This is a genomic window from Streptomyces sp. NPDC090798 (genome assembly GCF_044768965.1).
GTDB lineage: Bacteria > Actinomycetota > Actinomycetes > Streptomycetales > Streptomycetaceae > Streptomyces.
In genome coordinates, this window is record NZ_JBIVXA010000014.1 from 179,872 (window position 1) to 205,258 (window position 25,387).

Here is a 25,387-nt window from a genome sequence, read left to right on the forward strand (position 1 = left end):
ACTTCTCTTTACTTCGCTGCATCGGCAGGAAATTCGCCTGCGGCAGGCACTTCGCCCCCGGCGGGCAGCTCGCTCTGATGGAAGACGGCTGCGCTGCGCGCCTTGGCATGCGCCGCGATGGAGATAATGCTGCCCGAACCGGCCGGCACCACCTTGGCATATGATCCCGCACAACCATCCGGGGTGTAGAACATGCCATAGGCCGCATGCCATTCCTCGGTTTTCCCGGATACCGGGTCCACCACAAGCTCAGTCCGGGGGATCACTCTCTGTTGCACGACGCATCCTTCGTCGGCGGAGTTCTCCAGAGCCCGCCGCCACGTGGCGTCGTCCGTTTCCCAGCCCACCACGGCGCCCACTCCGCCACCGCGCGCGTTGACCTTCAGGATCAACTGCTCGCGCCGCTCCAGGCATTCGTCGACGAGGTCGGTGTCGGTCTTGAGCACGTCAGTGTTGATCAGCCGGGTCCAGGGCAGCACCCGGTCGATGAGCCGGCACTCGTCCTCGCCGAGGTTGCGCCGCCGCGCCGGGTCCGAAAGCAGCGCCATACCGGCCTTGTTGGCGAACATGTTGCTGGAAAACGGGGTCCACAGCAGCGTCCCGCCCGCCCGGAACGCACGCAGCAGGGGTGCGACCAGGTCCCAGCCGTCGGGTTCCTCGGCGATCTGGTCCGGGACGAAGGTGCGGTAGACCACGTCGATCCTCGTGTCCCCGAGGTAGAGCGCCCCGCCGCGTTCGTGCACGTCGGAGACCTCGGCCACCAGGATGTCGAGGCCCGCCGAGCGCAGTGCGGACTGGAAGTTGAGCGCGAGCGCGCCGTAGTCCTTCAGACCGCCACGCCATTCCAACATGGCCACCACCGGCTCGCGCCCGGGTGCCACCCGGGCGCCGAATTGGCGCAGCGCCTCCACCACGGCGCGAATGGGATGCACGTAGCCGAGCCGGTTCCGGCGCGCGAAGCCGGCGAAACCGGCGACCTCCATCGTCGCCCGGGAGATTTCGCTCGCGAGGGCCCAGCCGCCGGCCTCGCTCCCCAGATTGGTTTCGAGGAGCTTGAATGAAGTGCCGTCGTGGTACATGTCGGCCCGGCCATAGCGGGGTGGCAGTACGTCACCACCGAACCGCCGTATCGCTTCCCAGTGGCTGTCGCTGATACCCAGCACCGACCGGAATGCGTCCAGATCGCCGCCGAACATCCGGTCCGGCAAGGAAAATTGTATTTCGACGAGGTGCTGCAGGTCATCGGCGAACTCGCGAATCTCACGCTCGGCGACGAAGAGGGGCCTGGCCAAATACTCGCCATGCCAAGGTGTGAGCGTCGGGAAGTCCTTGACGTGCTGGGCGACCGTGGGCAAGTCACTGCCCGGTGTGCGGAACTCCTCGTTGTACTGGGCCGTTACCCGCTCCGCCGACATGAAGTCTCCGCTCCCGCTCTATGGTGACTGGACCCCTCGGCCCGCAGGGGTCACTGTTCCACCCCGGTCTCCAGTGCGACTCAATTACGGCTCAATTGCGGCTCAATCGTCGGTCAACGCCCGCTGTGGACACTGAACATCTATGTTAGGACTAGAATACTTGAACACCCGAAAAAGAATAGTTCTGCAGCCATGAGGGAACGTTTATTTTCGGCCATGCCGCAAGAGTGGCGAACACCCGTGGAACGCATCCGGTCGATGGGGGGAAGGCGGCACCAGTTGCCTGCTTTTGGTGGAATGTCCTTCAGGAACCGGAAAGTGCCATCTGCTGTCGACCGAGGCGGCCGAGGCGCGGCACAGGGGTTCCTGGTCACCGTCGATGATCTGCACAAACTGGATGAGCAACTGCCATCAGCGGTACCTCAGTTGATCGCGGCGGCGGCTTCCCACACCGTGTTTTCGGACAGCGGGCCGAGGGCCACTCGGATGCGGGGCAGCGGCGGCTCGGGCGGCCGTGAGAAGACACGCTCGACTTCGCGCCCCTTGCGGCCCGTTCGGCGGGTCAGGGCCCGGACGACGGCGGCCGGGGTCACCTCCACGGCCCCGCCCGAGCGGGTGCACCGGGTGGTCCGGCTGCGGCCGGCCGAAATCTCCTCACGCTGCAGGCTGTTCATCCAGCTCGCCGCACTCGGCGGCAAGGAGCTCGGGCTCGGCGCGGTGGCCGAGCCCTTCGGGCAGCCCGCCGGGATGCTGCTGCCGCTGGTGGAGGAGGCCACCGATGTCGGGGGCATCACCGGCGTCGGCGACCGGCTGGTCTTCACCCAACCGCTTTTCCGGCAGGCCGTCCTGGAGTCGCTGCCCGAACCGATGCGGGCCGGGGCCCGCCACGAGTCCGTACGCCCCGGCACGTCCGTACGCCCCGGCGAGCCCGCCCGTCCCGCCGCGGGCGCCCTGGCCGGCCGGCCCTGGCCGACCGGCCTGGGGGGAGATCGACCGGGTGATCGCCACCCTGGTCAGCGACGGCTCCGCCAACAGCCGGATCGCCACCCGCGCCAACCGCTCGCCGGGCACGGTCAGTTATCACCTAGCAAGTTGTTCGGCACACTCAGCGTCCGATCGCGCAGCGAACTCGCGGGCACGGTCAGGCAGAGACTATGGGAGGCGCCATGACCGCCACGACGGACACTTTCGCCGACGCCATCGGCGGGCTCGGGGACACCGAGTGGGATCGGCTGGCCGACGGCAGGTTCTACTCGTCGGCGCTGTGGCTGCGGGTGTGCGCCCTCGACCCCGGGTCGGTCTCCGGCGGACTACACGTGCAGACCCCGGGCGGCGGCCGGGCCGCGATCCCCGTGGCGGCGGTGACCGACGAGCCCAACCCAGACCTGCGGTGGCACGACCTGCTTGCCGCGCGCGGCCTGCCGGCGCCCGAGCCGGGCGGTCTGCTCATCGGCCAGCGCCGCGGCTACCTGGCGCACCTGCTGACCGGCGAGGGAACCGATCGGACCGAGGCCGCCGCCGAGGTGCTCGACGCGGTCCGCGCGCTGCGCTCACCCCTGCACGAGGAGTCGAAGTTCGCCCGCGTGGCGATGTACCTGACCACCGAGGACGTGGGGGCGCTGCGCGCGGCGGGGGTACGGACCGCCCCGGTCGCGCTGAAGACCGACGCCTGGATCGAGATCCCGCCCGGCGGCTACGACGCCTGGCTGGAATCGCTGTCGGCACACCGGGCCCGCCGTATCCGCAGCGAGGTACGGAAGTTCGAAAAGGCCGGATACGAGGTGGAGCACCGGACGCTCGCCGAGTCCTGGCAGGACGTCGCCCGGCTGCTGGCCCGCTCGCTACTGCGCTACGGCAGAACTGTCGACGTGGCCCCGATGGCCGAGTCCTTCCGCAAGCAGGGTGAACTCGCCGGTTCGCGCGCCGAGGTGGTGCTGTGCTCGCGCCCCGGCGAACCGCCCGTCGGCTTCTGCCTGTACTACCGTTGCGGCGACACCGTGCACCTGCGGGGGCTCGGCCTCGACCACGAGCAACTCGCCTCAGCCGCCGAGTACTTCAACCTCACCTACTACATGGCGGCGCGGCTCCCGGGAGTGCGCTGGCTGCACGCGGGCACCGAGACCGCGGAAGGAAAGGCACTGCGCGGCGCGACACTGCGGCCGCTGTGGCTGCTGGACCTGTCCGAGGACAGCCCGCTGGCCGGGTACGACGAGGAGATCCGCGAGCACAACCGCGCCCTGCTCGCCCGCCTGCGCGACTCCTCGCCCGCGATTTCCGGCGCCCTGGAGTACGAGCTCTGGGAGCCGTACTGCTGAGGCCGACTGCCGCCGCAGTAAGAGGAGTTTTCCAGCGCCGCAGATCTGGAAGTCGCAACGATGCGGGGCGGGTTGCGACGGAGCGAGGGATGAGTGCCGTGGGCTTCCTTCCGCTTGCCACGGGGGAGGCGCGGGCGGCGAGGGCCCGGCATCCGCAGCGGGGCGTGCGCTCAGCCCGGGCTTCGGCGGCGTCGCACCAGTGCCTCGCGACTCCGGGAAGATCAGCGGCAACCTTTTCCTGGCCCGGCAAGCTCCTTGAGGAGACGGGCATCGCGCGGCGTCCCGAGCGCCACATCCAGGCCGTCCTCGCCCTTGCCCGCCGCCGCGGTCGGCGCGGGTGTCTTCCCAGCTCCGCCGAGTGACCCCTCTTTTCTCCCGCACGAAGCCTTTGTCGTACCGCACTTGAGTCGCGGTTGAGCCGTGTCGACCGATCCCGTGCCACACTCGGCCCATGCTCCACAGGCGTGCTGATCAGTCTCTGATCGAACGGACAAGGCAAATTCGCAGGGGCCTCATGGGAACCCCGCTGATTCCCCTGGCGGACGAGCAGTGCGATATCGTCGCGAAGCTGGAATTCTGCAATCCCACTGGAAGCAGTAAGGACCGTTCGGCGCTGTGGATTCTGGAACAGGCGATCGGTCGCGGGGAGATAGCGCAGGACACGACGGTGGTCGAGTCGTCGTCCGGCAACTTCGCGCTGGCCCTGGCTTTCTACTGCCGAATGCTCGGCATTTCGTTCGTCCCGGTCATCGATCCGAACTGCAACGAGGCCACCGAAGCCCAACTCCGGCTGCTGTGCGAGCGGGTGGAGAAAGTCTCCATCCGTGATGTGACGGGCAGCTACCTGAAGAATCGGCTGTCCCGGGTGCAGGAACTGCTGGTTGAACTCGACTCGGCCTACTGGCCCAACCAGTACGCCAATCCGGATGCCCGCGACGCGCATTACCGCTTCACCGCGGGCGAGCTGATCGCGCAGGCCGGCCCACTCGACTATCTCTTCGTCGGCGTGGGCACGGGCGGCACGATCGCCGGGCTCTCCCACCGGATCAAGGAAACGTACCCGGGCTGCGTGGTCGTCGCTGTCGACGCCGAAGGCTCGGTGATCTTCGGTGGTCCGCCGAAGAAGCGGCGGATCCCCGGCATCGGCTCCAGCATCGTGCCGCCGCTGTGCGGTCAGGCACTGATCGACCAGGTCGAGATCGTCTCCGAGGCGCGCGCCGTCGAGGCCTGCACCACCCTGGCCGCCAAGTACGCCCTGTACGCGGGCGGCTCGACCGGCAGCACCTACGCCGCCGTCCAGGACTACTTCACTCGGCACCGTCCCGGCACCCACCGACCCCGCGTCGCCTTCATCGCCGCCGACCGCGGCCACGCCTACGCCCAGACCATCTACGACCCCACATGGGTCCAGCAACTGCGCACGGAAGCCGTACAGCCCGCCCGCGCCGAAGCCCTGGCCGCCAACTGAAGGAGCACCACCCCGTGTCCACCCTGGCCACGCCGCCCATGACCGTGATCGGTGCGGGCGACATCGCCGCCGAGACGGACCGTCACCGTCCGGAGCTCATCGAGGTCGTCCGTGCCGCCTACCTCGCGCACGACGCCGGTCACAGCTCGAACCCGCACAGCTCGTTCCTGCGCTTCCCGCACCAGAACCGGTCGCGCATCATCTCCCTGCCGGCCTATCTGGGCGGCGAGTTCGAGGTCGCCGGCAACAAGTGGATCGCCAGCTTTCCGGACAACACGCGGCGCGGAATCCCCCGCGCCTCGGCCACGCTGATCCTCAACGACTGCGTCACCGGCTACCCGTTCGCCTGCATGGAGTCCTCGATCGTCTCGGCGACGCGGACCGCGGCCTCCGCGGTGCTCGGCGCGCAGACGCTGCTCGGCGCGCGCCGTGCCCGCCGGGTCGGCATCGTGGGCACGGGTCTGATCGCCCAGCACGTGTGGCGGTTCCTGCGTGATCTCGACTGGGAGATCGACAGCTTCCGGCTCTTCGACCTCGACCCGGCGGCGGCGGGCCGCTTCGGCGCCGTCATGGCCGAGCACACCGAGGCCGAGATCGTGGTCGCCGACATGGTGGAGGACGCGTTCACCGACTGCGACCTGGTGGTGCTGACCACAGTGGCCGGCGAACCGCACCTGCACGACCCCGGGCTGCTGGCCCACAACCCGGTCGTCCTGCACCTGTCCCTGCGCGACCTCGCCCCCGAGATGATCCTCGCCGCCCAGAACTTCACCGACGACGTCGACCACGCCGTACGCGAGCGCACCTCGCTGCACCTGACGGAACAGCGCACCGGAAACCGGGACTTCGTCGACGGCACCCTCGCCGACCTGCTGCGCGGGCGGCTGAGCCGGCACCACGGACGCCCGGCGATCTTCTCGCCGTTCGGACTCGGCGTACTCGACCTCGCCGTCGGCAAGTGGGTGCACGACCGGGTCGTCGCCGCGGGCCGGGGCCACCGCGAGAGCGACTTCTTCACCGGGGTGGGGGTCTGACGCATGAGCGCCTCAGCCGCCCCGGGCCCCGCCGGGGACCGGTACGTCGTCGTGGTGAACCACGAGGAGCAGTACTCGGTCTGGTTCGCCGACCGTGAGCTGCCCGCCGGCTGGACCGCCACCGGCGCGCAGGGCACCCGCCAGGAGTGCCTGGACCACATCGAGCAGGTGTGGACCGACCAGACCCCGCGCTCCGTACGAGCCTCACGATGACGGCCGGTGTTTTCGCGACGGCCTGGCTGCGCGGGCTCGGCAGCCGTGAACTCACCGCGCGGCGGCGACTGTTCGTCTTCCCGCACGCCGGGGCGGGCGCCTCCGCCTACCGGCTGGCGGCGTATCTGCCGGACACCGTCGAAGTCTGCACGGTCCAGTTGCCCGGCCGGGAGAACCGGCTCGCCGAACCGGCACTGACGTCCCTGGACGACGCCGTGGCCGCGCTCGCGCCGCTCATCGCGGACCACACGGACCTGCCGTACGCCTTCTTCGGGCACAGCATGGGCTCTCTGATCGCCTTCGAGACGGCCCGGCGGCTACGTGCACTCGACACGCGCCTGCCCGACCGCCTGTTCCTGTCGGGTATGCGCGCCCCCGGTCTGCCGGACCGCGACCTGCGGCACACGCTGCCGGACGACAAGCTGCTCGCCACAGCCGAATTCGACGGCGTGGATGCCGAGTTGCAGGAGCTGCTGCTGCCGCTGCTGCGCGCGGACCTGACGTTGTGCGAGACGTACACGCACCGGGCCGAGGCACCCCTGCCCTGTTCCCTGACCGTTCTGGCCGGCTCGGACGACGACAGCGTCGACGGGGCGGAGCTCGCCGGCTGGCGCGAGCACACCTCGGCCGACTTCGAACTGCACCTGTTCCCTGGCGCCCCCCACCTGTATGTGCGCGGCACGGAACGACAGCTGGCAGAGACGATCACGCGCACCTTCCCCGAACGGGGCTGAGAAAGGATCCGTTCATGGCGCCGACCACCCTGGTCGCACTGTGGGAGCAGCAGGCAGCCGCGACACCGGACGCGGTCGCCGTCGTAGCGGGAGCACACCGCGCCACCTACGCCGACGTGGACCGCCGGGCCACGGCACTCGCCGCCGAGCTGCAGGCACGCGGCATCGGACCGGAGGACCTGGTCGGCGTCTGTCTCGGCCGCTCGGTCGAGATGGTCGTGGCCCTGCTGGGCATCCTGAAGTCGGGCGCCGCGTACCTGCCCCTCGACCCGAGCTACCCGGCCGACCGGCTACGGCACATGACCACCGACTCGGGGGCCGGGCTGTGGCTGTGCGACGCGGACCACCGCGCGCAGGCCCTGGCGTCCGGCGCGGCCGACGTCCTGCTGGTCGAGGACCTCCCCGCGGAGCCTGCCGCACCGGTGGCCCAGGTGGTGCACCCACACCACCTGGCTTACGTCATCTACACCTCCGGTTCGACCGGCCTGCCCAAGGGCGTGGCCGTCGACCACGCGGCGATCGCCTCGTTCCTGCGGAGTGCGGCCGAACGCCCCGGCCTCGGGGCGGACGACCGGGTCCTCGCGCTGACCCCACTGTCGTTCGACATCTCGACACTGGAGCTGTTCCTGCCGCTGACCCGGGGAGCGACGGTGGTGATGGCCCCGCGCGCCGCCAACACCGACCCCGAGCTGCTGGCCGCCACCATCGCCGAGGAGAGTGTGAGCGTCGTCCAGGCGACCCCCACCACCTGGCGGATTCTGCTGGCGTCCGGTTGGACGGACGGGCACGGCCGGGTACTGCTGTCGGGCGGTGAGCCGCTCGATCCACAGCTGGCCCGCGACCTGCTCGCCACCGGCGGCACCCTGTGGAACCTGTACGGGCCGACCGAGGCGACGGTGTGGGCCACCGCCGCCCGCATCGACACCGTGGCCGACCGGGTCACGGTCGGCACAGCCCTGTCCAACACCCGGCTGCACGTCGTCGACGAGGGCGGCCGGGAAGCCGGACCGGGAGTCACCGGCGAGCTGTGGATCGGCGGCGCGGGCGTGGCGCGCGGCTACCTCAACCGGCCCGCGCTGACCGCCGACCGGTTCGTGCCCGACCCGTTCGGGGACGCCTCCGGGCGCCTGTACCGGACCGGCGACCTCGCCCGGTGGTCCGCCGACGGCGTTCTGGAGGTGCTGGGGCGCAATGACCACCAGGTCAAGGTGCGCGGCTTTCGCATCGAGCTCGGCGAGATCGAGGCCTGTGTGCGCAGCCACCCCCTCGTCACGGACGCGGTGGTGGCCGTCGACCGCGAGGCAGCCGGCGGCGACCAGTTGGTGGCGTACCTCGTGCCCGCGCACGACGCGCGGAACGTGTCCGAGGATCTGCCCCGCCAGGTCCGTGACCACCTCGCGCGGCGGCTGCCCGCCCACATGGTGGCCCAGGGCTACGCAGTGCTCGACGCCCTGCCCCGCACCCCCGCGGGCAAGACCGACCGCGGCGCCGTAGAGCGGATCCCGCACAGCCCGGTCCGGGCGAGCGGGCCGATGCCCGACGACGCCCCGCTGCCGCCGCACACCGCGGCGGTGCGCCGCGTGTGGGCCGAGGTGCTCGGGCTCGACGACGTGTCCCCGTACGACGACTTCTTCGGCCTGGGCGGCCAGTCGCTCACCGCGGTACGGGTCGTGGCTCGGCTGCGTGTGGAACTCGGCGTGCCGGTCGACGCCCAGTCGGTCTTCGCGCATCCGACACCCGCCGCGCTCGCTGCCGCCCTGGACGGCGTGGCGCCCTCGGACGACGAGCCGATTCCCGCGGCCGCGACCGCCGAACTCTCCTTCGGCCAGGAACGGATCTGGTTCTTCGAGCAGCTGAACGACGCGGTGCCCGCCTACCACCTGCCGGTCGCCCTGGGGCTGCCCGGCGGCCGCGTCGACCTGACGCTGCTGCAGGACTGCCTGTCCGCGCTGGTGCACCGGCACCCGGCGCTGCGCACGGCGCTCGTCGCCGTCGACGGCCGGGTCCGCCCCGAACTGCGCGAGACGGGACCGGTACCGCTGCGCTGCACCGAGGTCGCCGAGGAGGACCTGGACGCGCTGGTGACCGAGCGGATCCGCGCCCCCTTCGCCCTCGACCGCCCACCGCTGCTGCGCGCGGACGTGCTGCGCACCCCGAGCCGTGACATCACGTTGCTGACGATTCATCACATCGCGTGCGACGGCGCATCGGTGGACCTGATGGTGCGGGAACTGGGCGAGCTCTACACGGAGCTCGCCGCCGGCCGCCGCCCCACCCCGGCACCGCTGCCCGTGACGTACGCCGACTACGCGGCCTGGCAGCGCGAGCGCCTCACGGGCGCCGAGCTGGAGCGGCTGCTCGACCACTGGCGCACCAGGCTGTCCGGCGTGCCCGTCCTGGAGCTGCCGACCAGCCGACCCCGGCCGGCCGTCGCGAGCCACCGCGGTCGCCGCGAACTGCTGCGCATCCCTGCCGACTTGACGCACCGGCTGCGCACGCTGTGCCGGGCCGAGGGCGTCACCTTGTTCATGGGCCTGCTGGCCCCGTTGCAGGTGCTGCTAGGCCGGTACGCCGACGAGAGCGATGTCGCCGTCGGCACCCTGACAGGCGGCCGGCCGCGCCCCGAACTGGACGATGTGGTCGGCTACTTCGTGAACACCGTCGTCCTGCGCACCGACCTGGCGGGCGACCCGACCTGGCGCGAGCTGCTGGGCCGCGTCCGCGAGGTCGCGCGGCAGGCGTACGCGCACCAGGAGCTGCCCTTCGAGAAGCTGGTGGCGCAGCTGAGCCCGGAGCGCGACCTGAGCCGTAACCCGCTCTTCCAGGTGCTGTTCGCCCTGCACGAGGAGCCGAGGGCCGGTCACGTCACCGAGCTGTACGACCGCAAGGAGCTGGAAGGACGGCTCGGCACTGCCCGCTTCGACCTCGCCGTCGACGTGACGGACCACGCCGCAGGGGCCGGTGACCTCAGCATCTCCATCGAGTACGCCACCGACCTGTTCGACGCCGACTTCGTCCGGGGTCTCGGCCGGCACTTCCTGCGGGTGATCGAGCAGATGGTGTCCGGCGCCACGGCCCGACTGTCCGAGCTGGAGATCGTCTCGGCCGATGAGCTTCGTGCCCTCGCCATCGGCAACCGGGCCGAGCCGCTGCCCGAGCCGACCACCCTGGTCCGCCTGTGGGACCGCCAGGTGCGGACCACCCCGGACGCGATCTGTGTCGTGGGCGACGGCCGGTCGCTGACGTTCGCCGAGACCGACGCGCGGGCCTCGGCCCTGGCCCGGGAGCTGCGGACCGGGGGCGTGCGCCCCGAAAGCCTGGTCGGCGTCTGCCTGGAACGCTCGGTGGAACTGGTGGTCGCCCTGCTGGGCGTGCTGAAGGCGGGCGGTGCGTACGTCCCGCTCGACCCCGGCTACCCGGCTGACCGGCTGCGGTACCTGCTGGCCGACTCGGGAGTACGCCTGGTCGTCGCGGACCCGGGGCACCCCAGCTCGGCCCTGTTCGGCGACGGCGTGCGTCTCGTGGCGGTGGACCAGGAACCCGGGGCGGACCCCGGGCCGGCCGAGGAGGCACATCCGCACCACCTCGCCTACGTGATCTACACGTCCGGCTCGACCGGCAACCCCAAGGGCGTCGCGATCACCCACGCCAACATCACCGGGTTCCTGGAGTGGAACCAGCGGCTGTGCCGACTCACCGGGCGGGACCGGGCCCTGCTCAACCACTCGGTGGCGTTCGACAACTCGGTCTGGGAGATTTTCCAGTGCCTGGTATCCGGCGCCGAACTGCATCTGGCGAGCCCCACCGCCGCCTACGACCCCGAGGAGTTCCTGCGAGAGGTCGCCGAGCGTGGCATCACCACGCTCAACGCGACGCCCTCGCAGATGCGGATCCTGCTGGAATCCGGTACGGATCCCGCTCCCCGACTCGGCTCCGTACGGCTGGTGTTCACCGGTGCCGAGGCCGTGCCGCACGATGTGGCCCGCCGCATCCTGTCCTCCACCGCGCCGGGATGCCAGGTCTTCAACGAGTACGGGCCCACCGAAGCGACCGTCACCTCGGCATTCTGCCCGATCACCGAGGAACTGCTCGACCGGCACAGCCATCGCCCGAGCGTCCCGTTCGGGCGGGCTACCGACAACGCGCACCTCTACGTGCTGGACCCGCGGCTGCGCCCGGTTGCCCCAGGCTGTCGCGGCGAACTGTACGTCGGCGGCAGCGCGGTCGGCCGCGGCTATCTCGGCAGGCCGGCCCGCACGGCCGGGGCGTATCTGCCCGACCCCTACGCCGGGGAGCCCGGCGCCCGTATGTACGCCACGGGCGACGTGGTCCGGCTGTTGCCCGACGGAAATCTGGTCTTCCTCGGCCGCAACGACCACCAGGTCAAGGTGCGCGGTTTCCGCATCGAGCTCGGCGAGATCGAGTCCGCGCTCCAGAGCCACCCGGCCTTCGCCGACTGCGTGGTGGCCGTGCGCCGCACCAGCACCGCTGTGGACCAGCTGGCGGCCTACCTGATCCTCGAGCACCCCGGCCGACCCGCCCCGGACCCGGCGGAACTGCGCGCCCATCTGGCGGAGCAACTTCCGCTGTACATGCTGCCGCAGAGCTACACCGTGATCGACGAGATCCCCCTCACCCCGAACGGCAAGGTCGACCGGGACGCACTGCCCGACCCACGCCCGATGGCCGCCCCGGCCCCGGCCACCCGCCGGGCCGTCACCAAGCAACAGCTCCTCGTCGCCGACGTGTGGCGGGAGTGCCTGGGCGTCGAGGAGGACTTCGGGCCACAGGACGACTTCTTCGACGTCGGCGGCACCTCGTTGAGCATCACCACGGTCGCGGGCCGGCTCAGCGAGCGACTTGGGCGCCGGGTCTCGCCGGTCCTGGTCTTCAGGAACCCCACCGTCGAGGGCCTCGCCGAGGCCCTCGGGGAGGACACACAGCGATGAGCGGCACCAACAGCACGAGCGTCGTCCTGGTCGACGCCTATCCGTCGAGTTAGGCGCCGGCGCAGGCGTTCACCGACCGCGGCTGCGCCGTCGTCCGCGTAGAGAGCGCCGCGGAGGTGCCGCACTGCCACCGCGGCGCGTTCGACACCAGTGCCCTCAGCGACGACATCATCCACACTGGTGGCCTGGCCGACACAGTCGACGCCGTCGCGCGGCACGCGCACGTCGCCGTGATCGCAGCCGACGGGTACGGCGCCGAACTGGCCGAACGGCTCGGCGTGGCCCTCGGTGTGCCCACCAACCGATGTCACCGTCAACGACCTGACCTTTTCCCCCACCCGTCAGAACTGGTAAGCGCCAGGCACTCCACGCCGCACGGAAGGAACCCCGGACCCATGACCGTTCTCGCCTCCCCCATCCCCCGTTTCCACCTCGCCGTCCCGGTCGACGACCTGGACGCCGCCCGCCGCTTCTACGGCGAGACGCTCGGCCTGGAGCAGGGCCGCAGCGCCGACACCTGGGTGGACTGGAACCTGCACGGCCACCAGTTCGTCACGCACCTCGCCCCGGCCCGCGCCGCACAGGCACACAACCCGGTCGACGGCCACGACGTCCCCGTACCGCACTTCGGGCTGATCCTGAGCATCGACGTCTTCCACCGGCTCGCCGACCGGCTGCGCGCCGCGGACACCGACTTCGTCATCGAGCCCTACGTGCGCTTCGCAGGCGAAACCGGCGAGCAGTGGACGATGTTCCTGCTCGACCCGGCCGGCAACGCCCTGGAGTTCAAGGCGTTCGCCGACGACTCCCAAGTGTTCGCCGCCTGAGATCTTGTCGTGGGCGTTGCCAGGGCCTGCCTCCCGCGTCGGGACATCGACGGCCTCGCACGGGTCGGCGAACGCTCGGGGAGAGGCGGGCCCTGGACGTCTGCGGCGGTCGGTCACGCCGCCGGCCCCGGCCGGCTTCAGAAGTCCGCCCCAGGGCGAGTTCGGGGCGTCGGTCACCTGCCGGACGTGCTCGGCGACCTCGGCGGACTCGTCGAGATAGATGTCGGCGTCCTTGTTCCAGAGGTAGGCGCCGTTGGTATGACGTCCCGGAAGATCACTCCCAGCCTGCGGCCGTGCAGGACGTCCGGCACGAGCTCCAGTCCAGTTCGCCGCGCTAAACGGTCGACAGAGCGGCGACGGCTCCTTCAGTTGACGGCCAGGGTCTCGACGCCGGGGGCCTGCACCGTGTCCGTGCGCAGTTGCTGGACCCATGTGGGGTCGTAGATGGTCTGGGCGTAGGCGTGGCCGCGGTCGGCGGCGATGAAGGCGACGCGGGGTCGGTGGGTGCCGGGACGGTGCCGCGTGAAGTAGTCCTGGACGGCGGCGTAGGTGCTGCCGGTCGAGCCGCCCGCGTACAGGGCGTACTTGGCGGCCAGGGTGGTGCAGGCCTCGACGGCGCGCGCCTCGGAGACGATCTCGACCTGGTCGATCAGTGCCTGACCGCACAGCGGCGGCACGATGCTGGAGCCGATGCCGGGGATCCGCCGCTTCTTCGGCGGACCACCGAAGATCACCGAGCCTTCGGCGTCGACAGCGACGACCACGCAGCCCGGGTACGTTTCCTTGATCCGGTGGGAGAGCCCGGCGATCGTGCCGCCCGTGCCCACGCCGACGAAGAGATAGTCGAGCGGGCCGGCCTGCGCGATCAGCTCGCCCGCGGTGAAGCGGTAATGCGCGTCGCGGGCATCCGGATTGGCGTACTGGTTGGGCCAGTAGGCCGAGTCGAGTTCAACCAGCAGTTCCTGCACCCGGGACAGCCGATTCTTCAGGTAGCTGCCCGTCACATCACGGATGGAGACTTTCTCCACCCGCTCGCACAGCAGCCGGAGTTGGGCTTCGGTGGCCTCGTTGCAGTTCGGATCGATGACCGGGACGAACGAAATGCCGAGCATTCGGCAGTAGAAAGCCAGGGCCAGCGCGAAGTTGCCGGACGACGACTCGACCACCGTCGTGTCCTGCGCTATCTCCCCGCGACCGATCGCCTGTTCCAGAATCCACAGCGCCGAACGGTCCTTACTGCTTCCGGTGGGATTGCAGAATTCCAGCTTCGCGACGATATCGCACTGCTCGTCCGCCAGGGGAATCAGCGGGGTTCCCATGAGGCCCCTGCGAATTTGCCTTGTCCGTTCGATCAGAGACTGATCAGCACGCCTGTGGAGCATGGGCCGAGTGTGGCACGGGATCGGTCGACACGGCTCAACCGCGACTCAAGTGCGATACGACAAAGGCTTCGTACGGGAGAAAAGAGGGGTCACTCGGCGGAGCTGGGAAGACACCCGCGCCGACCGCCTGCACGCCGGCCTGGAAGGTGGGTGATGGCGTCGTCGGTCAGTGACTCCTCGGGGCCGACCACGTTCCGGTCGGCGGCGCCCAGCTTGAGCTTGGGCACCTGCCGTGCGCCGTTCTCGCGAATCGCGGCGCTCAGCGCGCGGACCACCGGGTCGGTAACGCACCGAGCGCACCGCCGGCACGTGCTCGAACACCGTGACCCGGTGCTCGCCGCTGGGCAGCTCGCGCAGGAACTCGTCGACGTCGAAGCCGACGGGTGGTGAGCTGGTGTGCGCCACGGGCACGCTGACGCCGATGCTGAAGCGCGGGTTGCCCTCGTAGCCGACGCCCACGCAGGACGAGCCGCTGGGTTCCCCCCGCCGAGTGGCGCTCCTCGTCGTCGGCGCCGAGCACGACGACGCGGGCCGACAGGTCGGACCGGGCGAACCGCGCGGCCGCGCAGATCATGGCCGCCGGCGAACCCTCGGCGTCGACCGCGGCCCCGGCCGTGCGGGACGCCGTCGGCGAGCCGCACCGGCGGCCTGCCCGGCACGGTCGGCGAGGGCGCACTCGGAGCCCGAGGCCGACGGGCTGCGCAGCATGGCGTGCGGCAGCTCCGCCTCGTTCGCCCGGTTCGTAGGCTCAGGCCACCGGGTTGAAGTCGATCTGGAGCATGTCGCGCACGCCCGAGGCGCCCTCGGAGACGGTCGGCGAGACCTCGTGGGTGATCATGTTGTCGTCGAAGAATATGGAGTCGAGCGGCTGGAGCAGGGTGGTCTGCACGATGTCGCTGCCGTCGTTGGGGTGGACGGTGGACAGGCCGCCGGTGACGCCGTCGCGGCGCATCAGGTGCAAGCCGACGTAGGAATGGCCGTCGCGGTGGCGGCCCTCGGGGGTGGGCAGGCCATCGGCGCCGGCGCGGGCGACGACGCGGACCAGGTGAACCCCGACCTTCCACGAGGTGTTGCCGTTGAGCGCGGTCGCCATCCGGGCGTTGAAACCGACCAGGGCGCGCATGCCGGCGCTGAGCAGGACGTCCTCGGCGACCGGCTCGAAGACCCGGTCCTTGCCCTTCCAGAGCGGGATGGAGTCCTGGCGGAAGACGGCGTTGGGCAGGACCTCGAAGGTGGCGGTGTCGCCGTCGACGTCGACGCGCAGCCGACCGTAGCGGCGCTCGCGGTAGACGTCGACGCCGTCGACCTGGGTGTCGACCGGCAGGTTCTCCCAGGCGCCGCGGAGTTCCTCGAGGTCGGGGTCGCTGATCAGCCCGGCGAGCTCCTGCTTGTGCAAGACGATGAAGCCGGTGCGGCGGACCTGCTCCGAGTAGGTGGGCACGCCGTCACGGAGCTGCTGTCCGGTGGTCGGCGTGCTGCTGATGATGTCGGTCATGGTGTTTCCCCTCTGCACGGGTGTCCCGGCGGGGCCGGCGTTTCCGGCCGGGCCGGGTGCGGTTGATGTCGGGTGCGACCGATGGTCCGGTCACGCCCGGTAACGACGGTCGTCGAATTGGCCGTCTCGGGTCTGACCAACCGAGAGATCGCCGGTCGACTGCGCATTTCAGTACGAACGGTGGCCGGCCACCCGTACCGGATGTTCGGCAAGATCGGAGTGACGTCGCGCGCCCCGCTGTCGGCGGCCCTCACGCCTGGCAGCGGCCGGGGCGGGCATCCTGACCCGATCCCGGCACGGGGGAATCCCCAGGACTTCCCTGACTTGAGTTCTGACGTACCGCTGGGTCGCCCTCGGAGCGGGCCGTGCCGAGAAGCCACGTTCGGTGGTCAGGCAGATCGCCGGAGGCGTTGTGTGTCGTGGCGTGTGCTCAATCCTGCTCCTCGTACTCGACGTGCAGCGTCCGGGCGAGGTGGTCGAGGTAGGCCTGGGCCTGCGCATCCGATTCGTGGTGGGAGAGCACGACCGCCGGGTTCCCGGACCAGTCCGGGTAGGGGAGCAGCAGTGCGCCGGGGCCCGCGGTCTGCACCACGTAGTCCACCTGCGGGTCGGTACGCACCGCGTCCAAGCCGCGTATCTGCTTGACCCGTCCGCCGCTGCCGATCGGCACCAGATAGGCCGCCGCGTGGCCGGTCGGTGCCGGCTCCTCACGCCAGCAGAGCGGCTCCCGGCCGAGGTGGACGCGCAGCGCCTCGGCGGCCAGGTCGATCCCGCTGCTGACGTGGACGAGGTGGTGCATATTGCCCCCGCCGCCGAGGCGCGCGGTCATCTCCAGCAGCACCGGCCGCACCCCGCCGACCAGCCGCAGTTCGGTGTGCGTGGTGCCTTCCGTGACGCCGAAGGCGTGGTGGGCACCGATCACCTCCGCCTCGATCGCAGCGAGTATCTCGGCGGGCAGTTGGGCGGGAGCCCGCAACGTGGACTCCTCGAAGTAGGGCCCCGTCAATTCTCCCTTCCAGCTGATGGCACAGACCCGTACCTGCCCGTGGTGCACGAGGGATTCGGCGGAGATCTCCGGCCCGTCCAGGTACTCCTCGACCAGCACACTGGTTTCCGAGTCCGATCCGTCGGCGGCGCCCAGGTGGGTTTCGGCGAGCTTCCAGGTGCGGGCCACGGCCTGCTCAAGGCTGTCCCTGTCATCCGCACGGATCACACCGAAGCTGGAGTGGCCGTCCGCTGGTTTGACCACGACGGGGAACCGCAAGGTCAGCGCGTCGGTCCAGCTGTCCGGATCCTTGATGACCACGAAGCCGGGCACGCCCAGACCCGCTTCCAGCAGGCGTTGGCGCATGCTGCGCTTGTCGCGCACCACGGCCGCCGCCTCCTCGGTCAGCCCGGTGAGGCCCAGCTCCCGAGCGGCGCGCGCCACGAACGGTATGACCCTTTCGTTGCCCGACATGATGCCGTCGAAGGGATCCCGCCGGTAGCGGTCGGCGAGCGCGGACAACGCATCGTCCGGGTTTCCGTCGATGTCCAGTGGCAGCACTTCGACCACCGACTTGGCCCGCCCGGCGGACTCCGCCGTGTCGTCCCCCCGGGGGATCAGGATCAGGTCGATACCGGCACGCTCGGCGGCTTCGAACACCCAGGGGAACTTCGACAATTGACCGACGAGGACGAGTTTCGGGCGCTGTGGCATGACGGTTCTCCAAGGTTCGGTTGCTTGGGCGGGTTCGGGCGAGGCGCGCCGGCCGGTACGGTCCTGCGTAAGATCACCCCGGCGATCACGGAGCCACGGAACACACCGGTGGCGTAGGTCTCCACGCTTCGTGTGAATTCCTCGAACCGCACCGGGGTGCGGCCCAGCGCGCTGGTCAGCCCGAGGAAAGAGTCAGACGCGCGATACGACGGGCAAGGTCGTCCTGGAGCCGTGACCGTCAGGCGGAGCACATGACCGGCGCGTTGCTCTGCCGCGCCGCGAACGGGCGTATCCCAGGCTCCCATTCGTAGGAGAACCGGCCGTTCACGCACGGGTGCTGCGCGCGCAGCAGGTAGCTCTCCGACAGTTCCTCCAGCAGGTCCTCGGCCTGCTGGTCGCTGATCCCCAGGGCCGCGGCGGCAAGCGCCGGTGTGAGCCGATCGGGGACGCCGGGAGACAACAGCGCGTACGCCAGGGACCGCGACTCGGCGGGCAGCGTCGCGAGCGTCCGGTCGAATCCGGCCCGCACGCCCAGCGGATCGCTGGCGGCGCCTCCGGACGCGAGGACCCAGGCAATGGCCTGCCGGGCCGACCAGTGCGGGCGGCGGCGCAGCTGCGAAGCGACCGCGAAGAGCGCGCCCGGCAGCCCCCGGCACAACCCGGCCAGCCGCCGCAGCCCCTCCGGGTCCATGGTGGCCCGGTGGCTCGGCACGGAGGATGCCAGCAGGTGCAGACAGTCGTCGAAGGGCAGTCCCGCCAGTTCGACGTGGACCGCCGACGATGACACGAACAGCCGCCGTCGGCTTCCGATCACCACGCCGCAGCCGCCGCCGGACGGCAGCAGCGGCGTCAAGTCCCGTACGTCGCACACGTCGTCGAGCACCACCAGGACGCGCAGGTCTGCGGTCCAGCTACGGAACAACAGGCTCAGGTCGGTCGTGCTCAGTCGCAACTGCTCCTCCGTCGCGCCGAGTCCACGCAGGAACGAGCGGAGGATCTCGGCGGGCCGCACCCGCCGGCCGGCGCCGTCGCGCAGGCGCGCGTAGAGCCGTCCGTCCGGGTAGTGACCGCTCACCTGATGCGCGGCGTGCAGGCACAGCTCGCTCTTCCCCGTGCCGGGAGCGCCCCCCACGATCACGAGCGGCCGGTCCGCCCGCGCCCGGCCGGCCAGCACCGCGGTGAGGCGCGCCAGTTGGCCGGCGCGACCGGTCAGACGCTCGCGCGGGGCGGGCAGATGGCAGGGCGCCCGGGTGGCGGCGGTCACGGCCGTAAGCCGCCCGGCGGGACGCAGCAGCTCCTCGTCCGACGTGAGCATAGCCGTGTGCAGGGCCTGGAGTTCGGGGGAAGGGTCGAGACCCAGCTCGGTGGCGATCCGCTCGCGTGCCCGCTGGTAGACCTGGAGCGCCTCCACCCGCCGGTCCATGCGGTAGAGAGCCGTCATCAGATTGCGCTGGGCCCACTCGTTCGTGGGTTCCCGCCCGGCCATCGAGGTGAGTTCGCCGAGCACCTCGTGGTGCCGGCCGAGGTGCAGGTCGGCTTCGATCCGCAGGTGGTGCGCGCTGGTACGCAACTCCTTCAGGCGGACCGCCTCGGCCTGCAGCGCGGGCCCCTTGCGCACGTCCACCAGGGCATCGTCCCGCCACAGCTGCAGCGCCGCGGCGGCCGTGTCACGTGCTCCTGCGAAGTCCTCGTCACGGAACTCCGCACGGGCACGGGCGAGCAGCGGCTCGCACCGGAAGACGTCCACGTGGTCGGCGGGCAGCGACAGCTGGTAGCCGCCGTCGACCGTGCCCAGCAGCGGGCCGGCCGCCCGTACCGCGCCGCCGCTCCTCGGGTTGCCGAGGGAGAACCGCTTCCTGAGCTGGTACACATACGTCTGCAGAGCGGTGTGCGCGCTGGCCGGCGGGTCGGCGTCCCACAGCTCGTCCATGAGTTGCTCGAAGCGCACCACCCGGCCCGCGTTCAGCACGAGCAGTGCCAGTGTCTGACGTACTTTCTGGGCGGCCGGCGCCAGGTCGACGCGGTGATCGTCCCCGTAGGCCTGGAGCGGCCCGAGAAGGTTGATTCTCATGAAATTCGCCCTGCCTCATGTTCGTTCGGTCCCCGTCGGGCCGGCCAGCGACGCCACCGCCAGGCCCGACCACTCGGGCCGGGCGGTGAGAATGTGCTCGGCCGCCCGGTGTCAGGAACTCCTGGACCCGGCTCCCGCGGCCAGCGTCGGGTGGTGTCGGGCAACGATGTCGGGGAAGGAGCGGATCAGCCCTTTCATGACGTTGTCGCCGTAGAGGGCGAACAACGGGTTGTCGGCGACGTCGATGACTCCGCTGGCGCCCTCGACATATGGGCTGGGCAATGGCTGCATCGTGGCGTCCAGCCGAGGGTTGTAGAAGAAGGGAATGGAGTAACGGTCGACGCCCGGGGCGGGCCGGACCACCCGGTGGAGGGTGGCACGCACGTAGCCCCTCGTCGCCACCTCCAGCAGCTCCCCCAGGTTGACCACGAACGCCCCCGGGATCACCGGCACGTCGGCGAACTTGCCGTCCTCGACCGCGACCTGGAGGCCGCCGTTGCCGTCCTGGACGAGCAGAGTGAGCAGCCCGAGGTCGTTGTGGATGCCGGTCCCCTGGCCCTCGCCCGTGTCCTCGCTCGCCTGCGCGGGGCCGGGGTAGTGCAGGAGTTTGAGGTGGATCTGCGGGTCCGGATCGACCACATCGTCCAGGAACCCGGCGGGGGCGTCGAGCGACTCGAGCAGCAGCCGCAGCAGCCGATGTGACAGATCGGTCAGCCGGGTGATCCATGACTCGATGGCCGGGCGCAGCTCGGGCATCGCCGCGGGCCACTGGTTCCGGCCGATCAGGCACCGGTAGGCGGGATCGCCGGGCTCGGGCTGCCGCTCGGGCTGCTCCGGCCCGATGTCCAGCTGCTGGCGCTGGTCGGGCACGCCCCGGGTGTGTTCGCGGCCGAGTTCGGAGTAGCCGCGGAACAGCGGCGAGTCGAGGATGTTCAGCGCGAGCCGATCGGCCTCGGGCAGGGCGAAGAACCGGCGGGTGAGCTCGAGCATGTCGTCGGCGTCCTCGATGCCGTGGCCGACGAGCTGGAAGAAGCCGATCTCGTGCACGGCCTTGCGCAGCCGGTACAGGAACTCTGCCCGGGCTTCTTCCGAACCGGCGGCGTCACGGAGGTCGAGCACGGGAAAGGGGTCGGTCATCGCAGCTCCTTCGAATCGCTGGTCTGGTAGGTCGTCGGGTCGGTCACGCCGGCGTCCCGGAACGCTTCCTGCCGCTCCCTGCAGGCGGCGCACCGTCCGCACTGCAGCGCGTCGCCACGAAAGCAGCTCCAGGTCTCGCTCCAGGGGACGCCGAGTTCCTCACCGAGCGACACCACGTCGCTCTTGCGCAGCCTGACCAGCGGCGCTGTCAGGGTCAGGTCGGGGTGCGCGTATCCGCGGGTCGCGATCCGCTCCATGGCGAGGAAGGAATCGATGAACGCGGCATTGCTGTCGGGCGCGGCCTGCAGGTCGTCGACCACCCCGACGGCCACCGCTTCCGCCTTCTCGGCGACGGCGACCGCGAAGGCGACGGACAGCAGAAGGGCGTTGCGGTTGGGTACGACGTTGGGGCTCTCGCCGGACGACCCGCTCTTGTGATCCGGCACGTCGACGGTCGGGTCGGTGAGCGAGGAGCCGCTCAGGAGCTTGCCGACGGGGCTGAGATCGACGACGTCGTGCGGCACCCCGAGCGATCGAGCCGCCTTCGCGGCGAACTCGTGCTCGACGAGATGACGCTGGCCGTAGTTCACGGACAGCAGGTGGAGTGTGTGTCCCTGCGCCTGGAGGTGGTAGGCCATGGTGACCGAGTCCAGGCCGCCGGAGACGATTGCGACAGTTTTCGGCATGCGTCGCCTTCCGTCAGACGGAAATGGATGGAGGATCAGTACTTGGGGATCAGGGCCCCGGTGTGCTGTGCACCGAAACAGCGGCGGACGTGCGGGCGTCCGTCACGGCGTCGGCGTGGCCGGGACGAGCAGCCGGGTCGAGCGCCGGCCCTTGCGGTAGGTCAGTTCGACTTCGGGCCGCGGACCGTCCAGCCTCGTGGTGACCGTTCGCTCCTCGCTCCACCCGACCAGGCGGTACTCGTGTCCGCCGAGGGCCGCCAGCGGGAAGAGGTGGTCCTGGGGAGATCGAATGGCGAGGCCCGTGCCGGTGTCGACGATGCTGAAGGTGGCCTGCGGCTGCGGGCCGGTGAGCGACCCGAACACCTCTATCTCCAGCAGGTGCGCCGGCGCGTCGAACGAACACCGCGCAGCTTCCCGCTCTTGGTCGGTCATGGCCACGGCCGGACGGTTGTAGAGCACATCCGAGCCGTTGAAGTAGTCGGCCCAGTCAGCCGGGAACAGCTGTGCGAGCTCCGGTGTGACGAGCACGTCCACGACGAGATGCACCCGATGCTCGGGACCGAGGTTCTGGATCTGGTGCTTGCGGCTGAAGTCGCCGAACCAGAATTCACCGGGCTGCCAGCGATGAATCCCTCCGTCAAGGTCCAGCGAGGCTTCCTCGTGGGTGATGACCGGGATGTGCAGCCGGGCCATACCCCAGTCCGGGGCGAACTTGGGATCGGAATGGCGGTAGCCGACGACGCCGGGTCCAAGATCCATGAATCGGGCCGCGTAGAGGGGCCCGGGAATCGAGCGCAGGACTTCCCGCACGTACGGCATGTGGTCCAGCCACTCGGTGTCGGCGAACTCCGCGCTGCCAGGGCCCCCTGGGTCGGTACGTGTCTTGTCACCACCGGGGCTGCGCACCGAGAGGCAGCGCCAGTCCTGTTCGGCCCACCTGGACACTCGCCCGTTCTCGTACGAGCTCTGCTCATCCCACAGGTGGTCGCGCGCAGTCATGAGGTCGGCGACCAGCCGTTCGGCGTCCAGCACGGGGAGCAGCCGAACCGCTTCCGCAGGCGTCGAAGAATCATCTACGTTCATCGTTGTCCTTTCATGTCGACCGGACCGGATTCGCATGTGTGCCGAAGAGAACGGCCTCGGTTCGTAGCTCTGCGATGCGGATGCGGCCGATAGCTGTCACGATCACCGACACGGCGAGCAAGTGGGCCCGGTGCGGAGGCGATCGACGCGCCGGACGATGTCCCGATGGCGAAGCCGGCCGGGACGGCGCTCGTGCCCCGACTCCTGATCTCGTTGGCGCGCCCGGTCGGTGCGGGACCGCACCGACCGCAACGAACAGAGCCGAGAAGATCGCACCGATCACGGCGCCGGTGAGCGGGCGGACGACGGGAGCAGCAAGGGGAGACCAGGACACAGCCCGTGCGACCACGGCCGTTCCGACGAGGAATGCCGCGCGCAGCCACGGCGTGGTGATATGCCCGCGGATCGGGGGCGTATGAGCTCCAAAGCCCATCGCTCCGACGATGCCGACGCGTCTCGCCCGGCCGATGATCCAGCGATCGCGCGACCGCCTGATCCGCGCAGAACGACGACCGCCATGTCGATCCCACTGAGTACGAACACGCAGAACCGGGAACATGCCGTGGAGAGCAGTGTCGCGACCAGCGGTCCGGTAACGAGCGTGAAGTCGATCAGCGCCGATTCGAGGGAGTTGGCAGAGACCCTGCTCGCGGCGGTCGGTGCGGCCTCGTTCCAGTAGGCCAGAAACAGAGCGCCGACCGGCGGGAAGCACAGGCCGGCGACCGTCGCGGCGCCGAGGAAGAAGACGATCGGCATATGCGCCGACACCGCCAGAACCAGGCCTGTCATACCGGCGAGATGACCGGCCAGGCAGCACCCAAGTACTGGACCCCGTCGGCCGCGAACGACCAGTCTGCCCCGCAGCGGTCCGGAGATTGCGCTCGCAAGCAGCATCGTGCCCGCCCCGAGCGCCGCACCGGACGCGGAGTACTTGGGTGACGCGAACAGGAGGACAGCGATCGAGAACATCGCGGCCGGGTACTTCGACAGCGGTAGGACCGCGACGGCCCCGCGGGCACCTGGCAGGGCCAGGAGTTCGCGACAGCCCTGCTGCGCTCCCGAGCCGTGCGTTCCCGTCGCCGCACCACCTGGATCGCTCACTGCTTTCGCTTTCGGAGTCGACTGGCTCGTCACGCCCGGAGCAGGTCGAACAGCTCGGCCCGGAGACCGGAGTCCGTGCTGAACTCCCCGCGATACGCGGTCGATGTCATCTGCGCGGCAGCCTTGATGCCGCGCATCGACATGCAAAGGTGCTCGCCCTTCGCTATGACCGCGACGTCCGGGGTGCCGCTCAGGGTGCTGATCTCGAGCGCGATCTGGTCCACGAGGCGCTCCTGGACCTGCAGCCTGTGCGCGTACTGATGGGCGACCCTGGCGAACTTCGACAAGCCGAGCAGTTGCCCCGTCGGGCGGTACGCGATCGTCACGGAGCAGTTGAACGGCAGGAGGTGATGCTCGCACAGCGACCACACCTGAATGTCCGAGACGACCACGAGCTGGCTCGTGCCGATGGACTCGAAAAGCGTGCCCAGCGAACCCGGGTCGTAGTTGATGAACTCTCGCCACCAGCGAGCGAACCGCGCAGGCGTGTCGCGCAGTCCGTCGCGATTCGGGTCCTCGCCGATCTCCTTCAACAGCTGGCGGGCGAGCCCGACCAGCGGGTCCTCGGTCGTCCTCGACGCCGAGTCACCATCGAGGTCCAATTCTGTCACCGACATGCGGTCACCTTTCGTCCGGGCTTCGGAGTTACTGACCTCACGGCCGGTACTCGGCCCAAGTCTTGGGAGTTTCTGAGATACGCACGCAGGTCAACTCGGGGAACTCAACCGACCAGGTCTTGTAGACCCAGGCTGCCATGTTCTCAGCCGTCGGATTTTCGTCCATCACATCGTTGAGATGCCGATGATCAAGATGATTGTCGAGCCACACCTTGAATGCGGACAATTCTCCGTAGTCTCGAACGAAGCCCACGGGCGACAGATCCTTATCGTCCGCCCCAAGCTCCAACTCGATCACGTAGTTGTGCCCGTGCATTCGGGCACACTGGTGCTCAGGAGCAAGGCCGGTAAGCCGATGACTGGCCGAGAATTCAAATTTCTTCGTGATTCGAAATGCCATCGATCCGAGTTCCGTTCTTCTTTGCGTGTGCCGTTGCTCACACGGCGCGTTTGTCGTCCCACAACAAGGTGTGCAGTCTGGTCGTCAGATTCCATCCGCGCTCTACCACCGCGTCGGCCAACTCGCTCATATGTTTGGTGACATCGTCGGCGGTACGCCCGATCGGCATGATCCATACCGAGGCCAGGTCGAAGGTGGCAACCAGCTGGGCCACTTCGTCGAGATCGCGGGTGTTCTGGCAGACGAACTTGAACGTGCTTCCCGGCAGTGCCGAGAGACTGGTGAGTGCGGCAGGGACGATTCTGCGATGCAGGGCGTCGCCCGAGTGCGACAGCTTCGGCGAGACGTTGAACCTGACGCCGGCCGCGACGAGTTCGGGGTGCGCGGCGTGCGTCCCGTTGGTCTCGATCTCGATCTCTTTACCGCGTCCGGTCAGTGCTGTCACCAGAGGAATCAGTCGCTCCTGCTGACCCAGGGGCTCACCGCCGGAGATGACGATCAACTCGGTGTCGAATGCGAGCAACTGCGCGACGACATCTTCGACCGGGCGGCGGTGCAGCTCCTTGCGCGGATCGTGGGCGACCCCGCTGTCACCGGCTCCGGTCCAGTCCCATGTGTATGGCGTATCGCACCACGAGCACGACAGGTTGCACCCGCCGAGTCGCAGGAACGCGCACCTGCGTCCGAGGGACCGGCCCTCGCCTTGGACGGTCGGACCGAAGATTTCGTTGACTACGAGATCCTGCTCCATGGCGCACCGT

21 protein-coding genes and 1 pseudogene are annotated in these 25,387 nt (G+C 69.7%); 8 read left to right on the forward strand and 14 right to left on the reverse strand.

All coding sequences use genetic code 11. The features are described 5' to 3' along the window. Positions 1-8: 8 nt before the first annotated feature. From ACIQTP_RS29005 to ACIQTP_RS29015, 3 genes are all read right to left on the reverse strand, one after another. Positions 9-1,415 (reverse strand): hypothetical protein, encoded by a 1,407-nt coding sequence (locus tag ACIQTP_RS29005; RefSeq protein WP_403405032.1) that lies wholly within the window; start codon positions 1,413-1,415, stop codon positions 9-11. A 422-nt stretch (positions 1,416-1,837) separates the two neighbouring features. Then, entirely contained in the window at positions 1,838-2,089 is a 252-nt protein-coding gene (locus tag ACIQTP_RS29010) for a hypothetical protein (RefSeq protein WP_403405035.1), read from the reverse strand. Next, on the reverse strand, positions 2,070-2,486 hold the full coding sequence (locus ACIQTP_RS29015; protein WP_403405038.1) for a hypothetical protein: 417 nt from the start codon (positions 2,484-2,486) through the stop codon (positions 2,070-2,072). The genes ACIQTP_RS29010 and ACIQTP_RS29015 overlap by 20 nt, the downstream gene beginning before the upstream one ends. 95 nt (positions 2,487-2,581) lie before the next feature. On the opposite strand from ACIQTP_RS29015, the gene ACIQTP_RS29020 reads away from it, so the two are divergent. The 7 genes from ACIQTP_RS29020 (at position 2,582) to ACIQTP_RS29050 (ending at position 12,955) form a co-directional block, all read left to right on the forward strand. After that, positions 2,582-3,730, forward strand: a complete 1,149-nt coding sequence (locus ACIQTP_RS29020) for a GNAT family N-acetyltransferase (protein ID WP_403405041.1) — start codon at positions 2,582-2,584, stop codon at positions 3,728-3,730. Positions 3,731-4,244: 514 nt separating this feature from the next. Then, positions 4,245-5,198: a 2,3-diaminopropionate biosynthesis protein SbnA gene (gene sbnA / locus ACIQTP_RS29025; protein ID WP_403405044.1), complete on the forward strand. Its 954-nt coding sequence runs from the start codon at positions 4,245-4,247 to the stop codon at positions 5,196-5,198. Between the two features lie 38 nt (positions 5,199-5,236). Beyond that, positions 5,237-6,232, forward strand: coding sequence for a 2,3-diaminopropionate biosynthesis protein SbnB (gene sbnB, locus ACIQTP_RS29030; RefSeq protein WP_403405178.1), 996 nt, complete (start codon positions 5,237-5,239; stop codon positions 6,230-6,232). 3 nt (positions 6,233-6,235) lie between these two features. After that, positions 6,236-6,445 (forward strand): MbtH family protein, encoded by a 210-nt coding sequence (locus ACIQTP_RS29035; RefSeq protein ID WP_403405047.1) that lies wholly within the window; start codon positions 6,236-6,238, stop codon positions 6,443-6,445. After that, the gene (locus tag ACIQTP_RS29040; protein WP_403405050.1) at positions 6,442-7,179 is read left to right on the forward strand and encodes a thioesterase II family protein; all 738 of its coding nucleotides are present in this window, start codon (positions 6,442-6,444) and stop codon (positions 7,177-7,179) included. The genes ACIQTP_RS29035 and ACIQTP_RS29040 overlap by 4 nt, the downstream gene beginning before the upstream one ends. Positions 7,180-7,193: 14 nt before the next feature. Beyond that, positions 7,194-12,128: an amino acid adenylation domain-containing protein gene (locus ACIQTP_RS29045; RefSeq protein ID WP_403405053.1), complete on the forward strand. Its 4,935-nt coding sequence runs from the start codon at positions 7,194-7,196 to the stop codon at positions 12,126-12,128. Between the two features lie 395 nt (positions 12,129-12,523). Then, positions 12,524-12,955, forward strand: a complete 432-nt coding sequence (locus ACIQTP_RS29050; RefSeq protein WP_403405056.1) for a VOC family protein — start codon at positions 12,524-12,526, stop codon at positions 12,953-12,955. A gap of 365 nt (positions 12,956-13,320) precedes the next feature. On the opposite strand, the gene sbnA (ACIQTP_RS29055) is transcribed toward ACIQTP_RS29050, so the two are convergent. Next, positions 13,321-14,274: a 2,3-diaminopropionate biosynthesis protein SbnA gene (gene sbnA, locus ACIQTP_RS29055; RefSeq protein ID WP_403405059.1), complete on the reverse strand. Its 954-nt coding sequence runs from the start codon at positions 14,272-14,274 to the stop codon at positions 13,321-13,323. Between the two features lie 811 nt (positions 14,275-15,085). Continuing rightward, positions 15,086-15,832, reverse strand: coding sequence for a 2OG-Fe dioxygenase family protein (locus ACIQTP_RS29060; RefSeq protein WP_403405062.1), 747 nt, complete (start codon positions 15,830-15,832; stop codon positions 15,086-15,088). A gap of 81 nt (positions 15,833-15,913) precedes the next feature. Between ACIQTP_RS29060 and ACIQTP_RS29065 the strand changes: the two are divergent. Beyond that, positions 15,914-16,054 (forward strand): annotated as a pseudogene (locus ACIQTP_RS29065) (helix-turn-helix transcriptional regulator); the annotation flags it as partial. Positions 16,055-16,262: 208 nt separating this feature from the next. Here the strand turns inward: ACIQTP_RS29065 and ACIQTP_RS29070 are convergent. The 9 genes from ACIQTP_RS29070 to ACIQTP_RS29110 all read right to left on the reverse strand — a co-directional run bounded on the left by ACIQTP_RS29070 (position 16,263) and on the right by ACIQTP_RS29110 (position 25,377). Continuing rightward, positions 16,263-17,531 (reverse strand): ATP-grasp domain-containing protein, encoded by a 1,269-nt coding sequence (locus tag ACIQTP_RS29070; protein WP_403405065.1) that lies wholly within the window; start codon positions 17,529-17,531, stop codon positions 16,263-16,265. A gap of 238 nt (positions 17,532-17,769) precedes the next feature. Further along, a complete protein-coding gene (locus tag ACIQTP_RS29075; protein ID WP_403405068.1) occupies positions 17,770-19,602 on the reverse strand; it encodes a BTAD domain-containing putative transcriptional regulator in 1,833 nt (610 codons plus the stop codon). A 111-nt stretch (positions 19,603-19,713) separates the two neighbouring features. Then, positions 19,714-20,739, reverse strand: a complete 1,026-nt coding sequence (locus tag ACIQTP_RS29080; RefSeq protein ID WP_403405071.1) for an isopenicillin N synthase family dioxygenase — start codon at positions 20,737-20,739, stop codon at positions 19,714-19,716. Further along, positions 20,736-21,425 (reverse strand): 7-cyano-7-deazaguanine synthase, encoded by a 690-nt coding sequence (locus tag ACIQTP_RS29085; RefSeq protein WP_403405074.1) that lies wholly within the window; start codon positions 21,423-21,425, stop codon positions 20,736-20,738. The genes ACIQTP_RS29080 and ACIQTP_RS29085 overlap by 4 nt, the downstream gene beginning before the upstream one ends. 102 nt (positions 21,426-21,527) lie before the next feature. Then, positions 21,528-22,508 carry an aspartyl/asparaginyl beta-hydroxylase domain-containing protein gene (locus ACIQTP_RS29090; protein ID WP_403405077.1) on the reverse strand — a complete coding sequence of 327 codons (981 nt, stop codon included), beginning with the start codon at positions 22,506-22,508 and terminating at the stop codon, positions 21,528-21,530. A 279-nt stretch (positions 22,509-22,787) separates the two neighbouring features. Further along, positions 22,788-23,477 carry a hypothetical protein gene (locus tag ACIQTP_RS29095; RefSeq protein ID WP_403405080.1) on the reverse strand — a complete coding sequence of 230 codons (690 nt, stop codon included), beginning with the start codon at positions 23,475-23,477 and terminating at the stop codon, positions 22,788-22,790. A 161-nt stretch (positions 23,478-23,638) separates the two neighbouring features. Next, positions 23,639-24,226: a GTP cyclohydrolase I gene (gene folE, locus ACIQTP_RS29100; protein WP_402052518.1), complete on the reverse strand. Its 588-nt coding sequence runs from the start codon at positions 24,224-24,226 to the stop codon at positions 23,639-23,641. Positions 24,227-24,263: 37 nt separating this feature from the next. Beyond that, the gene (locus tag ACIQTP_RS29105; protein ID WP_403405083.1) at positions 24,264-24,626 is read right to left on the reverse strand and encodes a 6-pyruvoyl trahydropterin synthase family protein; all 363 of its coding nucleotides are present in this window, start codon (positions 24,624-24,626) and stop codon (positions 24,264-24,266) included. A gap of 37 nt (positions 24,627-24,663) precedes the next feature. After that, positions 24,664-25,377 (reverse strand): 7-carboxy-7-deazaguanine synthase QueE, encoded by a 714-nt coding sequence (locus ACIQTP_RS29110; RefSeq protein ID WP_403405086.1) that lies wholly within the window; start codon positions 25,375-25,377, stop codon positions 24,664-24,666. Positions 25,378-25,387: the final 10 nt, after the last annotated feature.